Source organism: Pseudomonas songnenensis, assembly GCF_003696315.1.
GTDB classification, from domain to species: Bacteria; Pseudomonadota; Gammaproteobacteria; order Pseudomonadales; family Pseudomonadaceae; genus Stutzerimonas; species Stutzerimonas songnenensis.
Genome location: NZ_RFFN01000005.1, coordinates 140,061 through 152,998, shown reverse-complemented (window position 1 = coordinate 152,998; position 12,938 = coordinate 140,061). Strand labels below are relative to the sequence as shown.

The window sequence follows — 12,938 nt, the reverse complement described above, 5'->3', positions numbered from 1 at the left end:
TGATTACCTCAACTTCAGGGTGGCAAGGCCAACGAGCACCAGGATCACGGTAATGATCCAGAAGCGCACGATTACCCGAGGTTCGGGCCAGCCTTTGAGTTCGAAATGGTGATGGATCGGCGCCATGCGGAACACGCGCTTGCCGGTCAGCTTGAAGCTGGCGACCTGGATCATCACCGACAGGGTTTCCATCACGAACACGCCGCCCATGATGAACAGCACCACTTCCTGGCGAACGATCACGGCAATGGTGCCCAGCGCGGCGCCCAGCGCAAGTGCGCCGACATCGCCCATGAAAACCTGCGCCGGATAGGTGTTGAACCAGAGAAAGCCAAGGCCGGCGCCGATCAGCGCGCCGCAGAACACGATCAGTTCGCCAGCGCCCGGGATATACGGGATCAACAGGTACTCGGCGAAATTCACGTTGCCGGACAGATAGCAGAAGATACCCAGGCCGCCGCCGACCATCACCGTCGGCATGATCGCCAGACCATCCAGTCCGTCGGTGAGGTTGACCGCATTGCTCGAACCGACGATGACGAAATAGGTCAGCACCACGAAGCCGATGCCCAGCGGAATCTCGATATTCTTCAGCAGCGGCAGGATCAGCGTGGTTTCGACCGGGGTCTGCGCGGTCATATAAAGGAAGACGGCGGCGCCAAGGCCGAACACCGACTGCCAGAAGTACTTCCAGCGGCTCGGCAGCCCGCGGGAATTCTTCTCGATCACCTTGCGATAGTCATCGACCCAGCCGATGGCGCCGAACAGCAGCGTCACCGCCAGCACGACCCACACGTAGCGGTTGGACAGGTCGGCCCATAACAACGTGCTGATGCCGATGGCGCTGAGGATCAGCGCACCACCCATGGTTGGTGTGCCGGATTTCGACAGGTGAGACTGCGGACCATCGGTACGTACCGACTGCCCGATCTGGCGCAGCTGCAGCGTGCGGATCAGCCAAGGCCCCATCCACAGCGACAGCACGAGCGCAGTGAGTACGCCGAGGATTCCACGCAGCGACAGGTACTGGAAGACCGCGAAGCCCTTGTGGAACTGTTGCAGATACTCGGCGAGCAGCAGGAGCATCAGTGTTTCTCCATGGATGGCCCGGCGAGCGCATCGACGACTTTGTCCATCGCCGCGCTACGCGAGCCCTTGATCAGAATGGTGGTGCCGCTTCCCTGTTCGGCGCGCAGGCTCTCGATGAGGCTGGCCTGGTCGGCAAAATGCCGCGCCCCGGGGCCGAACGCCTGAACCGCATGAGCCATCAGCGGCCCTACCGCATAGAGGGTGTCGACCTTGCCTACCGCGTACGCGCCCACTTCGCGATGGCCCTGTTCAGCCCACTCGCCCAGCTCACCCATGTCGCCCAGTACCAGGATGGTGCGCCCGGCAAAGCTGGCCAGCACGTCGATCGCGGCGCAGATCGACGCCGGATTGGCGTTGTAGCTGTCATCGATCAGTCGCACGCCATTGGCCAGCATCTGTGCCACGGCGCGGCCCTTTACCGGTTGCAGCTGCTGTAGCCCGGCAACCACGGCGTCGGCGTCGACACCGAGCGCATAAGCCGCCGCGGCTGCCGCCAGGGCATTGGCGACGTTGTGCCGGCCGAGCAAATTGAGCTGTATGCGAAGATTGCCCAGCGGGCCAGTCAGCACGAAGCTCGGACAGCCTCGCTGGTCGTAGGCAATCGAACCAGCGGAAAAATCGGCAAGCGGGTTGTCCAGACCAAACGAAACGATTCGCTTGCCGGCGACACGCTCAGCCCAGATCGGATAGGCCTTGTCATCGCGATTCAGCACGGCAATGCCGCTTTCACTCAAGCCGTCGAGAATCTCGCCCTTGGCTTCGACGATCTTGTGCGGGCCGCCGAACTCGCCAACATGGGCGGTCCCGGCATTGGTGATCAGGCTGACATCCGGGCGCACCAGTTTCACGGTGTAGGCGATGTCTCCAGGCCGCGACGCGCCGAGTTCGATGACCGCAGCACGGTGCCCTTCGCTCAGCTCGAGCAGAGTCAGTGGCGCCCCCAGATCGTTATTGAGATTGCCGCGAGTCGCCAGCACGGCATTCTGTCCGTGCTCGCTACGCAGAATGCTGGCGAGCATTTCCTTGACGCTGGTCTTGCCGCTGGAACCGGTGATCGCAGCCACCGGCCCGCTGAACGCGTTGCGATTGCGGGCCCCCAGCAGTCCAAGCGCCAGGCGGGTATCGGCGACAACCAACTGAGGCAGCGCGGAGGTCTCGATTTCGCGCTCGACGAGCGCAGCGACGGCACCCTTCGCGGCGACATCTGCCAGGTAGGCGTGTCCATCGAAACGTGGCCCGGTCAACGCGATGAACAGCTGGCCCGGCTCGATCGCCCGGCTATCGGTACTGACCGCTGCGAAGCGGGTATCCGCCCCGACCAGGCGGCCAGACAACGGCTGCTGCAGCTCGCTCAGGCGCATCGCTTCAAGCATTGGGTTTCTCCCAGATGGAAAGTGCCCTACAGGCTTCTTCTATGTCGGAGAACGGCAGGCGCTCGCCGCGGATCTCCTGATAATCCTCATGGCCTTTGCCAGCGAGAACCACGACATCCTCGGCGCGGGCTGTCGCTATCAGGTCGGCAATCGCCTGAGCACGGCCATGAGCGAACGTCACCGCCGCAGGATTGACGAAACCTGACCGGATATCCTCGACAATGCGTTCCGGCGCCTCGTTGCGCGGATTGTCATCGGTAACCACGACGCCATCGGCCAGGCGCTCGGCCACCTCGGCCATCAGCGACCGCTTGCCGGTATCACGATCGCCGCCGCAACCGAACAGGCAGAGCAGCCGGCCACGCGCATGGGGACGCAGCGCAGTCAGAACTTTTTCCAGGGCATCGGGCGTATGCGCATAGTCGACGACGATAAGCGGATGATCACCGCCGCCGAGGCGCTGCATGCGGCCAGCAGGGCCTTCCAGCTCTGGCAGCACTGCGAGGATTTCATCCAGCGCATAGTCCATCCCGAGCAGGGCGCCAACGGCAGCCAGCACGTTGCTCACATTGAAGCGCCCCAGCAGGGCGCTGCGCATGGAGCGCTCGCCCTGCGGGGTGATCAGACGCGCATGGATGCCGTCATCATCGAGCCGGGCCTCGGGGCAGTAGAGGTACGCCGAGGGGTCCTCCAGGCTGTAGGTGATCAGCCGCGACTCGCGGTCCTCGCCGGCCAGCGCACGACCGAAGCCATCGTCGAGATTCACGACCCGGCAGCGCAGCCCGGGCACGTTGAACAGGCGCGCCTTGGCGGCCCCGTAGGCCTCCATGGTGCCGTGATAATCGAGGTGATCACGCGACAGGTTGGTGAACACGGCGACATCGAAATCCAGTGCAGCGACGCGGCCCTGATCCAGCCCGTGGGAAGACACTTCCATCGCCACCGCACGCGCGCCTTCCTGCTTCAGGTTGGCCAATGTCGCCTGCACACCGATCGCGTCCGGCGTGGTATGCCGTCCCAACTCCAGCTGGCCATGGAAGCCGGTGCCGAGCGTGCCGATGATGCCGCAGGGCTCACCGAGACGGTCGAGCGCCTGGGCGATCAGCTGGCTGACACTGGTCTTGCCGTTAGTCCCGGTGACACCGACCAGGCGCAAATTGCGGCTCGGCTCGCCGTAGAAGCGTCCGGCAATTGCAGACAGCTGGCTTGCCAGATGCTGCACTGGCACCATCACAGCGTCGCCGACCAGCGGCTGAGCGAGCCCTTCCGCCTCATATGCAACCGCGGCAGCACCGCGAGCAATGGCATCCTGCGCGTGATCCCGACCATCGAACTGCAAGCCTGGCACCGCCAGGAACAGATCGCCGCCACGGACCTTGCGACTGTCGAGCGTGAGCTCGCGGATCAGCACATCGCTGCCAGCCTGAGGCAGCAGGTGATTCAGTGACATCGGCATCAGATGCGCCCTCCCTTGCCTTTTGCCGCTTCGGCAGTCTGCAGCTCGGCAGGCGGAGGCAGATTGTCCGGCGCAACGTTCATCAGGCGCAGGGCACGGGCCATGACTTTGCCGAATACCGGCGCCGCAACCAGACCGCCGTAGTACTGCCCCTTGCTTGGCTCATCCACGACGACCACCGCGGCGATCCGCGGATTGGAAAGCGGCGCAACGCCAGCAAAGAACGAGCGATAGGCATCCTTGGTATAGCCGCCGGTGCCGGAGATCTTCTTCGCGGTACCACTCTTGCCGCCTACCTGATAGCCCGGCACCTTGGCACGCGCACCACCGCCGCCTTCCTCTTCGACGACGGCGCGCAGCATCTGCAGGACGATGCCGGAGATCTGCTTGTCGATGACCTGAACGCCATCCTGAGCCCGATCCAGGCGCAACAGAGAAAGCGGAACGTTGGAGCCCTGGTTACCCAGCACGGCATAGGCATGGGCAAGCTGAACCGCAGTCACCGACAGGCCATAGCCATAGGCCAGCGATGCGGTCTCGGCGTCTCGCCATTTGCGGTGGTTGGGCAGGTTGCCGACGCGCTCGCCAGGAAAGCCGAGCCCGGTGTCCTGACCGAAACCTGCCTGCTGCATCACGGCATATACAGGCTCGGCGCCGATATCCAGAGCGATCTTGCTGATACCCACGTTGCTCGACTTCATCAGAATGCCGGTCAACGAAAGCATGCCGCCGCGGGAGACGTCGCGGATGGTGTAACGGCCAATGCGCATCCAGCCGGGCAGCGTGTTGACGACTGAATCCGGCTGATATTTGCCGGTGCCCAGCGCAGCGGCAATGCTGAACGGCTTGACCGTCGAACCCGGCTCGAAGACGTCGATCATGGCCCGATTGCGCATGGCAGCCGGCTGCAGGTTGCGACGATTGTTCGGGTTGTAGGTGGGCTGGTTGGCCATGGCGAGAATTTCGCCGGTCTTGACGTCGACCATCACCAGACTCGCGGCCTTGGCCCCATACTCATGTACGACATTGCGCAGCTCGCTGTGGGCGAGGTACTGCAGTCGCAGGTCGATCGAAAGCGCCATGGCCTTGCCCGCCTTGGCGTTCTTCGTTACCTGGACATCCTTGATCAGGCGTCCGCGGCGGTCCTTGAGCACTTGGCGCTTGCCCGGCACGCCAGCAAGCCACTCGTCATAGGCGAGCTCCATGCCTTCGCGGCCACGATCATCGATGTCGGTGAAGCCCACCACGTGAGCAGCCACTTCGCCAGCCGGATAGAAGCGGCGAAATTCTTCCTGGGCATAGACCCCTGGGATCTTCAGGTCGAGTATGTCCTGCCCCTGCTCCGGGGTCAGGCCGCGTACCAGATAGATGAACTCACGGGACGCCTGCGACTGCAGACGCTCGCTCAGGGTAGCGGCATCCTGGCCCAGCGCTTTGGCCAGCTCAGGCCAGCGTGCGCGGGCCGCCTGCAGCTCCTTCGGATTGCCCCAGAGCGTTGTCACCGGCGTGCTCACCGCGAGAGGCTCGCCGTTACGGTCAGTGATCAGGCCACGGTGCGCCGGAATCGGGATATGCCGAACGCTGCGCGCATCCCCTTGCCCCTTGAGGAAGCCCTGGTCCATTACCTGAAGGTCGACGATGCGCCAGGCGATCGCACCCACGAGCAGCGCCAGCAACGTCAGTACGATGCGAAAACGCCACGGATAGAGCGCGCCCTGAAGACTCATCATGGCTTCACCAGCCTGACGTCTGCAGCCGCAGGGATATGCATGCGCAGCTGATCAGTCGCCAACGTCTCGATGCGGCTGTGCGCGGTCCAGGTGCTCTGTTCGAGGATCAGACGACCCCACTCTGCCTGCGCCTTGTCTCGCACGCTGAGCTCACCATAAAGCTCGTTGAGCAGCTGGCGGTTCCAGTGCGCGCAGTAAGCGACCGCAATCGCCGATAGCAAAACGCCAACGAACAGCACCAGCATCAGCAGGCTGCCGTTGGGCATGGATCGCAACATGCGGCTCACCGTAGCTTCTCCGCCACGCGCATCACGGCGCTGCGAGAACGCGGATTGGCCTTGACCTCGGCGTCCGAAGCGTACTGGGGCTTGCCGAGCAGTTTCAGCCGAGGCTCGAACGCTTTCGGGATGATTGGCAGATCGCGCGGCAACTTGTCCGCTTCCCCTTTGGCATGCCGGCGCATGAACTGCTTGACGATACGATCCTCCAGCGAATGGAAGCTGATGACGACCAGCCGACCGCCAACCTCCAGCGCTTCCAACGCAGCATCGAGGCCGCGCTCCAGATCGCCCAGCTCGTTGTTGATGTAGATACGCAACCCTTGAAAGGCGCGCGTTGCCGGATTCTTGCCCTTCTCCCAGGCGGGATTGGCCTCGGTCAGCACCTTGGCAAGATCAGCCGTACGCTCAAACGGTGCTTCCGCACGGCGCTGCACCACGGCACGCGCCATGCGTTTGGCAAAACGCTCTTCGCCGTACTCCTTGAATACCCGGGCAATTTCTTCTTCGTCGGCCTGGGCGATCCATTCCGCAGCGCTGAGACCACGACTGGGGTCCATACGCATGTCCAGCGGACCATCATTGAGGAAACTGAACCCTCGCTCGGCATCATCCAGCTGAGGCGACGAGACACCAAGATCCAGCAAAACACCACTGACAGTCCCGGCCCAGCCGCGTTGAGCGACTTCTTCACCCAGCTCGGCAAAACTTCTCTGTACAACGACAAAGCGGCCGTCCTCGGCCGCCAGTGCTTGCCCCGTAGCGATGGCTAACGGGTCCTTGTCGAAACCCAGCAATTGGCCATCAGGACCGAGCTGCTGCAGTAGCAAGCGGCTGTGGCCGCCGCGACCGAATGTTCCATCCAGATAGCGCCCATCCGGACGTACGCCCAGCGCCGCGACGGCTTCGTCGAGCAACACGGTGATATGTCGCAGGCTGCTGATCTGGCTCACAGGATAAGGTCACGTAGTTCTTCCGGCAGACCGCCGGGTTGCTTGATGGCCGCCAGGTCCGCGTCAGAAATCGCGTTCCAGTCGTCCTCGTTCCACAGTTGAAACTTGTTCAGTTGCCCGACGAGCATCGCGCGCTTGTCCAGCCGGGCGTATTCGCGAAGACGTGGCGGCACCACCACACGACCGCTGCCGTCCATCTCGAGATCGACCGCGTTGCCTATCAGCAGCCGCTGCAGGCGGCGTGCCTCCTCACGAAGAGAGGGCAACTCGCGAAGTTTCGCTTCGATCAGCTCCCATTCGGGCAAGGGATAGATACAAAGGCAGCGGTCTACGGCATCGATCGTGATGATCAGCTGGCCATCGCCACGGGAATTCAGCTCGTCGCGATACCGGCTGGGCATGGCTAGCCGGCCTTTGGCGTCGAGACTGATGGCGTTAGCTCCGCGAAACACGGCTGCGCTTCCCCTGAATTAGCTATCCATGCCCATATTTACCCACTTTGTGCCACTTCCTACCACTTGTGCGCACTATAGAAACGCAGCCGCCCCACCGTCAAGGCGAGCTGGAAGGGAAAAAGCCTTACGGAGCGGCAATTTAGCGACGCTAATGAGCGATAAGGACAGATCGAGGGGAACTCAGAAAGTTGCCCGGCATGATGCGCAGGGACTTACGAAACAAAGTTAAAGTACTTTGTTAAGAGCAAGAATCTTTCGGAATTAAAAACGGGTCTTACGGAAGGAAGTAAAGAAGGAGAGTCGATCTGTAAGCCGGGTTCTGTCGAGGACAGCCATTCCTCTACGACAGCCATCACTGACTGCCTCTAGCAACCTACCCGGATCCAGCGCGGGCCACGCCAATGGATCCCTATTTGGTCTTGCTCCAAGTGGGGTTTACCTAGCCACGGACTGTTGCCAGCCGTGCGGTGCGCTCTTACCGCACCTTTTCACCCTTACCGGCGCCGAAGCGCTTAGGCGGTTATTTTCTGTGGCACTTTCCGTAGGCTCACGCCTCCCAGGCGTTACCTGGCACTTCGCCCTATGGAGCCCGGACTTTCCTCCCTCCCTTCTTGCCGGAACAAAAAGAGACAGCGACTGTCCGATCGACTCTCCAGGCGTCAGAGTATCGTCGCGAGCCGCTACCTGCAAGCACGCTGCCCGCAAGCACAAGTCCAATCGCGATCTATTTCCGCTCCAGCGCCGCCTGGTAGAGCAGGTTCTTGCGCACACCGGTGATCTCCGCCGCTATGGCTGCCGCCCGCTTGAGCGGCATTTCAGCCAGGAGCAGATCAAGCACCCGAAGTGACTCTGCGCTCACCGCACTTTCATCCTGCGGCGCATGCCAACCCTCAACGAGGACGACGCATTCGCCACGCTGCTGGTTGCTGTCAGCCTCGACCCAGGCACGCAGTTGACCCAGCGGCAGACCCTTAAGCGTTTCGAACGTTTTGGTCAGCTCACGCCCGAGCACAGCGATTCGACCTCCGCCGAATACATCCTCGAAATCGCGGAGCGATTCGAGTATCCGGTGCGGCGCCTCATAGAAAATGAGCGTGCGCGGTTCTTCCTTCAGCGTCTCCAGACGGGCGCGGCGAGCGGCGGCCTTGGCAGGCAGGAAGCCTTCGAAAATGAACCGATCCGATGGCAAGCCAGCCGCCGATAACGCAGCGATCAGCGCGCAAGCGCCCGGCACCGGAACAACGGCAACACCCGCAGCACGTGCCTGACGCACAAGGTGATAGCCCGGATCAGAGATCAAAGGCGTACCCGCATCGGAAATCAGCGCAATGTTCTCCCCGGCCTGTAGCCGACCGAGGAATCGCCCGCCCTCTTCACGCTCGTTGTGCTCGTGACAGGCCGCCAGAGGCGTCTGAATGCCAAAATGCGCAAGCAGACGGGACGAGTGCCGGGTGTCTTCCGCAGCAATCAATGACACCTCTTTCAGTACGCGCAGCGCCCGGGCGCTGATGTCCTCAAGATTGCCAATTGGCGTAGCGACGACATAAAGCGTACCTACCCCGGAATTCGCACCATTGCTGGCAGTCACAAGGGCTTACCTCCGTCACGGAAATGCGCATTGTAGCCCGATTCACCGCCGCAGCATCGCGGCCACTCCAGTGCTTGGGTACAATCCACCGCCAGTGCTTTCAGGAACGAACAACCAATGGCCTGCTTACGCCCACTCCTCCTTCTCTGCCTCGCCGCCATGCTGGCGGCCTGCGCCAGCTCGCCCTCGTCGTCACTTGGCGAACTGCCCCGCACTCCGCAGGCCTCGACTCAGCAATTGCTGCAGAAGGCCGACCAGAGCGACCCCGAACAAGCCGCTCAACTGCGCCTGGCCGCGGCAGACCAGAGTGTCCAACAGGGCAATCACGCTCAGGCCCGCAGCATTCTTGAACAGGTGCAAGTGGAAGCGCTGAAGCCAGCGCAGCAGATTTTTGCACTGACCTTACAGGCCGAGATTGCACTTGCCGATGGTGAAGCCGAGCGAGCCGTGCAGGCACTCCGACACCCATCGTTCGAGCGCCTGGGCGAACTACCCGTGGAGCAGCAGATTCGCAGTCAACTGGTGCGCGCCGAAGCACTGGAGGCAACCAACAAGCCCCTAGCGGCTGCACGCGAACGAGTTTTCACGGCCCCCTTGCTGAGCGGCGAGCAAGCCCGAGCGAACCACGAAAGCATCTGGAAACTCATTTCCGCTCTACCTGAAAAACAGTTGCAGAGCGCAGCGGAGGCAGACCTCGCCGGGTGGCAAGCGCTTGCGCTTTCACTGAAGCGAGCAGGCACGGTCGCTCAGCAGCAACGAGCAATGGACGACTGGATAGCACAGCATCCGCAGCATCCTGCGGCACAGCAGCTGCCAGAGCCCCTGCAGAAGCTACGAGAGCTGGCCGACCAGCCCTTGAATCACGTCGCCCTTCTGCTACCCATGGAGGGTCAGCTGGCGAGCGTAGCCCGCGCATTGCGCGACGGGTTTCTGGCGGCCCATCTGCACGCACAACAAGCTGGGCAGGCACTGAATATCGAGCTTTACGACAGCAGTCGCATGACCTCCATCGATGACTTCTATCGCAAGGCGCAGGCCGCTGGCGTGCAATTAGTGGTAGGCCCCCTGGAGAAGGATCTGGTTCGTCAGCTCGCCGAGCGAGATCAGCTACCTATCACCACATTGGCACTGAACTACAGCGACGCCGGGCAGCACACGCCACCGCAGCTCTTCCAGTTCGGGCTCGCCGCCGAAGACGAAGCCCGCGAGGTCGCCCGCCGCGCCTGGGCGGACGGCCATCGCCGCGCGATCGCGCTGGCGCCCCGGGGCGACTGGGGTGGCCGCATTCTCGATGCGTTCCGCCAGAGCTGGCAGGAGGCCGGCGGAACCCTGGTAGCAGCCGAGCCGTTGGCCGAACCCGTGCAGCTTGCCAATCAGATCGCCGACCTGCTGCAACTTCGCAATAGTGAGAATCGTGCCGGTCGAGTCAGCAGCATTACCGACGCCTCAACCGCCAGCCAACCGACACGCCGCCAGGACGTCGATTTCATCTTTCTTGCCGCCACGCCGCAGCAGGCCCAGCAGGTCAGACCCACCCTGATCTTCCAATATGCGGGCGATCTTCCGGTGTACGGCACCTCACACCTGCACTCGGCCAGCCACGACCGCACCCAGTATCTGGACCTCGAAGGCATACGCTTCGCAGAGACACCCTGGTTGCTGGACGACAGACTACCGCTGCGCCAGGAAGTCGAACAGAAATGGCCGCAGGCGGGCGGGAGCCTTGGACGCCTGTATGCGATGGGCGCTGACGCCTACCTTCTGGCCCCACGCCTGAATCAACTGCTGGCACTTCCCGATACCCAGCTGAACGGACTATCCGGGACCCTTAGCCTGAATCCCCAGCAGCGCATCGAACGCCAGCTTCCCTGGGCGCAGTTTCGTGATGGCGCGGTCGAGCGCCTGGAAGATGCGCAGTAATGAGCGATAGCCAGAGCAGCGGACGCTCTGCCGAAGCCCTTGCGCTGCATCACCTCAGCAGCAAAGGGCTTCGACTGCTCGAGCGCAACTGGTCCTGTCGCAGCGGCGAGCTTGATCTGGTCATGCTCGACGGCGATACAGTAGTATTCGTCGAAGTCCGCTACAGACGCCACGCCGCCTGGGGTGGCGCCCTCGAAAGCGTCGATATGCGCAAGCAGCACAAGCTGATAAAGACCGCGCAATTGTTTCTGCAGAAGGAAAGCCGCTGGGCGCGGAGCCCTTGTCGCTTTGACGTCGTCGCGATCGCAGCAGCCGGACAAACCGAGAACCTGAACTGGATCCGCAACGCATTTGACAGCTGAACGATCATTCCGCAGCGACCGCTGCTGGAGGCCGCCAGCCCTAGCGAACCGCAAGCATAACGCCCGATCGACATCGGACGCGCCTGCCACTTGAAGGTCGATCACCAATGGACATGCAAACCCGAATCCGCCAGCTGTTCCAGGCCAGCATTGAAACCAAGCAACATGCCATGGAAGTGCTAGCGCCAAGTATCGAGCAAGCCGGCCAGGTGATGGTCAACGCACTGCTGAGTGAAGGCAAGATCCTCACTTGCGGTAACGGCGGCTCCGCCGGCGATGCACAGCATTTTTCCTCCGAGCTGCTCAATCGCTTCGAGCGCGAGCGCCCGAGTCTGCCCGCCATTGCCTTGACCACCGATAGCTCAACGATCACCTCGATCGCCAATGACTACAGCTACAACGAAGTATTTTCCAAACAGATTCGCGCACTCGGCCAACCCGGTGACGTGCTGCTGGCCATCTCTACCAGCGGCAACTCCGCCAACGTGATCCAGGCCATCCAGGCGGCTCACGATCGCGAGATGGTGGTGGTCGCGCTAACCGGTCGAGACGGTGGCGGAATGGCTTCCCTGCTACTGCCTGAAGACGTGGAGATCCGCGTGCCTGCCAAAGTCACCGCCCGCATCCAGGAAGTGCACCTGCTGGCGATTCACTGCCTGTGCGACCTGATCGACAACCAACTGTTCGGGAGTGAGGAATGAACGCGTTCCGCTTGGCTTTCACCCTAGGGCTGTGCATCGCTGTCAGCGGCTGCAGCTCCGTGCTGACCGCGACCCGCGACGATCCAATTGCCGACAATCGGGGCACGCGCACCATTGGCAGCAAGATTGATGACTCTCTTATCGAGACCAAGGCCGCAGTCAATATCGCCAAGGCCCATCCGGATCTCGATCAGGGCTCGCACGTGGTGGTCGCCAGTTACAACGGCGTGGTACTTCTTGCCGGACAAACACCACGAGCAGAACTAAAGGAAATGGCCGAGCGGGCGGCGAGCGGCGTGCAGCGGGTCAAGCGCGTTCATAACGAACTGCAGATCCTGCCACCCTCCTCGGCACTGGCACGCAGCAACGATTCCTGGCTAACCACCAAGATCAAGACCCAGATGCTCGCTGACAACAGCGTGCCAGGCTCGAGAATCAAGGTGATCACGGAGAACGGGATTGTCTACCTGCTGGGACTGGTTACTCGCCAGGAAGGCAACCGCGCAACCAATCTCGTTCAGGGCGTTGCCGGCGTGCAACGGATCGTCAAGCTGTTCGAATACATCGACTGAGGCCGCTGCCGACGCCCGGGCAGCAAGTTAGCCACCTGGGCGTCGATCGCTTACTTAACCACCTTCAAGCTCGGACGGCCACCCGGTCGTGGCCCCTCATCATCCGAACCACCGCTATTGGTAGGCGAATCGTCCTCCGGCGGTGTTGGCTCGATCTCGAACACCATACCCTGGCCATTCTCTCTGGCATAAATAGCCATCACCGCCGCAGACGGTACGTTCAGCGAATGCGAAATACCGCCAAAACGGCCCTCGAAGCTAATAGCTTCGTTATCCATGTGCAGGTGGCGAACCGCACTTGGCGCAACGTTCAACACAATCTGGCCGTCACTCGCAAAACCGGCGGGCACCTGCACCCCGGGGTAGTCAACATTGACCAGCAAGTGCGGCGTGCAATCGTTGTCGACGATCCACTCATAGAGCGCTCTGACCAGATACGGGCGACTTGAATTCATGAACAC

13 protein-coding genes and 1 other RNA gene are annotated in these 12,938 nt (G+C 62.0%); 4 read left to right on the top strand and 10 right to left on the bottom strand.

All coding sequences use genetic code 11. From position 1 onward, the window contains the following. Nucleotides 1–3: 3 nt before the first annotated feature. The 9 genes from mraY to rsmI form a co-directional block, all read right to left on the bottom strand. On the bottom strand, nt 4–1,086 hold the full coding sequence (gene mraY, locus EA798_RS14730; RefSeq protein ID WP_015277986.1) for a phospho-N-acetylmuramoyl-pentapeptide-transferase: 1,083 nt from the start codon (nt 1,084–1,086) through the stop codon (nt 4–6). After that, entirely contained in the window at nt 1,086–2,462 is a 1,377-nt protein-coding gene (locus EA798_RS14725) for a UDP-N-acetylmuramoyl-tripeptide--D-alanyl-D-alanine ligase (RefSeq protein WP_122099426.1), read from the bottom strand. The genes mraY and EA798_RS14725 overlap by 1 nt, the downstream gene beginning before the upstream one ends. Beyond that, nucleotides 2,455–3,918 carry a UDP-N-acetylmuramoyl-L-alanyl-D-glutamate--2,6-diaminopimelate ligase gene (locus EA798_RS14720; RefSeq protein ID WP_122099425.1) on the bottom strand — a complete coding sequence of 488 codons (1,464 nt, stop codon included), beginning with the start codon at nt 3,916–3,918 and terminating at the stop codon, nt 2,455–2,457. Before EA798_RS14720 ends, EA798_RS14725 begins: the two co-directional genes overlap by 8 nt. Further along, complete coding sequence (locus tag EA798_RS14715; RefSeq protein WP_122099424.1) at nt 3,918–5,645, bottom strand: peptidoglycan D,D-transpeptidase FtsI family protein; 1,728 nt, start codon at nt 5,643–5,645, stop codon at nt 3,918–3,920. Before EA798_RS14715 ends, EA798_RS14720 begins: the two co-directional genes overlap by 1 nt. Then, the gene (gene ftsL / locus EA798_RS14710; RefSeq protein ID WP_276539382.1) at nt 5,645–5,926 is read right to left on the bottom strand and encodes a cell division protein FtsL; all 282 of its coding nucleotides are present in this window, start codon (nt 5,924–5,926) and stop codon (nt 5,645–5,647) included. The genes EA798_RS14715 and ftsL overlap by 1 nt, the downstream gene beginning before the upstream one ends. A 5-nt stretch (nt 5,927–5,931) precedes the next feature. Then, complete coding sequence (rsmH, locus tag EA798_RS14705) at nt 5,932–6,879, bottom strand: 16S rRNA (cytosine(1402)-N(4))-methyltransferase RsmH (protein WP_122099423.1); 948 nt, start codon at nt 6,877–6,879, stop codon at nt 5,932–5,934. Beyond that, complete coding sequence (gene mraZ / locus EA798_RS14700) at nt 6,876–7,331, bottom strand: division/cell wall cluster transcriptional repressor MraZ (protein WP_003281171.1); 456 nt, start codon at nt 7,329–7,331, stop codon at nt 6,876–6,878. The genes rsmH and mraZ overlap by 4 nt, the downstream gene beginning before the upstream one ends. 295 nt (nt 7,332–7,626) lie before the next feature. After that, an RNA gene (gene rnpB, locus EA798_RS14695) (RNase P RNA component class A) lies at nt 7,627–7,986 on the bottom strand. A gap of 72 nt (nt 7,987–8,058) precedes the next feature. Further along, nucleotides 8,059–8,922 carry a 16S rRNA (cytidine(1402)-2'-O)-methyltransferase gene (gene rsmI / locus EA798_RS14690; protein WP_122099422.1) on the bottom strand — a complete coding sequence of 288 codons (864 nt, stop codon included), beginning with the start codon at nt 8,920–8,922 and terminating at the stop codon, nt 8,059–8,061. Between the two features lie 117 nt (nt 8,923–9,039). Between rsmI and EA798_RS14685 the strand changes: the two genes are divergently transcribed. From EA798_RS14685 to EA798_RS14670, 4 genes are all read left to right on the top strand, one after another. Then, nucleotides 9,040–10,842 carry a penicillin-binding protein activator gene (locus EA798_RS14685; RefSeq protein ID WP_122099421.1) on the top strand — a complete coding sequence of 601 codons (1,803 nt, stop codon included), beginning with the start codon at nt 9,040–9,042 and terminating at the stop codon, nt 10,840–10,842. Continuing rightward, nucleotides 10,842–11,204 carry a YraN family protein gene (locus tag EA798_RS14680; protein ID WP_122099420.1) on the top strand — a complete coding sequence of 121 codons (363 nt, stop codon included), beginning with the start codon at nt 10,842–10,844 and terminating at the stop codon, nt 11,202–11,204. The genes EA798_RS14685 and EA798_RS14680 overlap by 1 nt, the downstream gene beginning before the upstream one ends. Nucleotides 11,205–11,311: 107 nt before the next feature. Beyond that, a complete protein-coding gene (locus EA798_RS14675) occupies nt 11,312–11,905 on the top strand; it encodes a phosphoheptose isomerase (RefSeq protein ID WP_122099419.1) in 594 nt (197 codons plus the stop codon). Beyond that, nucleotides 11,902–12,477 (top strand): BON domain-containing protein, encoded by a 576-nt coding sequence (locus EA798_RS14670; protein WP_122099418.1) that lies wholly within the window; start codon nt 11,902–11,904, stop codon nt 12,475–12,477. Before EA798_RS14675 ends, EA798_RS14670 begins: the two co-directional genes overlap by 4 nt. A 50-nt stretch (nt 12,478–12,527) precedes the next feature. On the opposite strand, the gene EA798_RS14665 is transcribed toward EA798_RS14670, so the two are convergent. Then, nucleotides 12,528–12,932, bottom strand: a complete 405-nt coding sequence (locus tag EA798_RS14665; protein WP_106155701.1) for a ClpXP protease specificity-enhancing factor — start codon at nt 12,930–12,932, stop codon at nt 12,528–12,530. Nucleotides 12,933–12,938: the final 6 nt, after the last annotated feature.

What these genes read in the sequence shown, in the direction of transcription:
- mraY (WP_015277986.1), bottom strand. Translation starts at nt 1,086, where the DNA reads ATGCTCCTGCTGCTCGCCGAGTATCTGCAACAGTTCCACAAGGGCTTC.
- EA798_RS14725 (WP_122099426.1), bottom strand. Translation starts at nt 2,462, where the DNA reads ATGCTTGAAGCGATGCGCCTGAGCGAGCTGCAGCAGCCGTTGTCTGGC.
- EA798_RS14720 (WP_122099425.1), bottom strand. Translation starts at nt 3,918, where the DNA reads ATGCCGATGTCACTGAATCACCTGCTGCCTCAGGCTGGCAGCGATGTG.
- EA798_RS14715 (WP_122099424.1), bottom strand. Translation starts at nt 5,645, where the DNA reads ATGAGTCTTCAGGGCGCGCTCTATCCGTGGCGTTTTCGCATCGTACTG.
- ftsL (WP_276539382.1), bottom strand. Translation starts at nt 5,926, where the DNA reads ATGTTGCGATCCATGCCCAACGGCAGCCTGCTGATGCTGGTGCTGTTC.
- EA798_RS14685 (WP_122099421.1), top strand. Translation starts at nt 9,040, where the DNA reads ATGGCCTGCTTACGCCCACTCCTCCTTCTCTGCCTCGCCGCCATGCTG.
- EA798_RS14680 (WP_122099420.1), top strand. Translation starts at nt 10,842, where the DNA reads ATGAGCGATAGCCAGAGCAGCGGACGCTCTGCCGAAGCCCTTGCGCTG.
- EA798_RS14675 (WP_122099419.1), top strand. Translation starts at nt 11,312, where the DNA reads ATGGACATGCAAACCCGAATCCGCCAGCTGTTCCAGGCCAGCATTGAA.
- EA798_RS14670 (WP_122099418.1), top strand. Translation starts at nt 11,902, where the DNA reads ATGAACGCGTTCCGCTTGGCTTTCACCCTAGGGCTGTGCATCGCTGTC.
- EA798_RS14665 (WP_106155701.1), bottom strand. Translation starts at nt 12,932, where the DNA reads ATGAATTCAAGTCGCCCGTATCTGGTCAGAGCGCTCTATGAGTGGATC.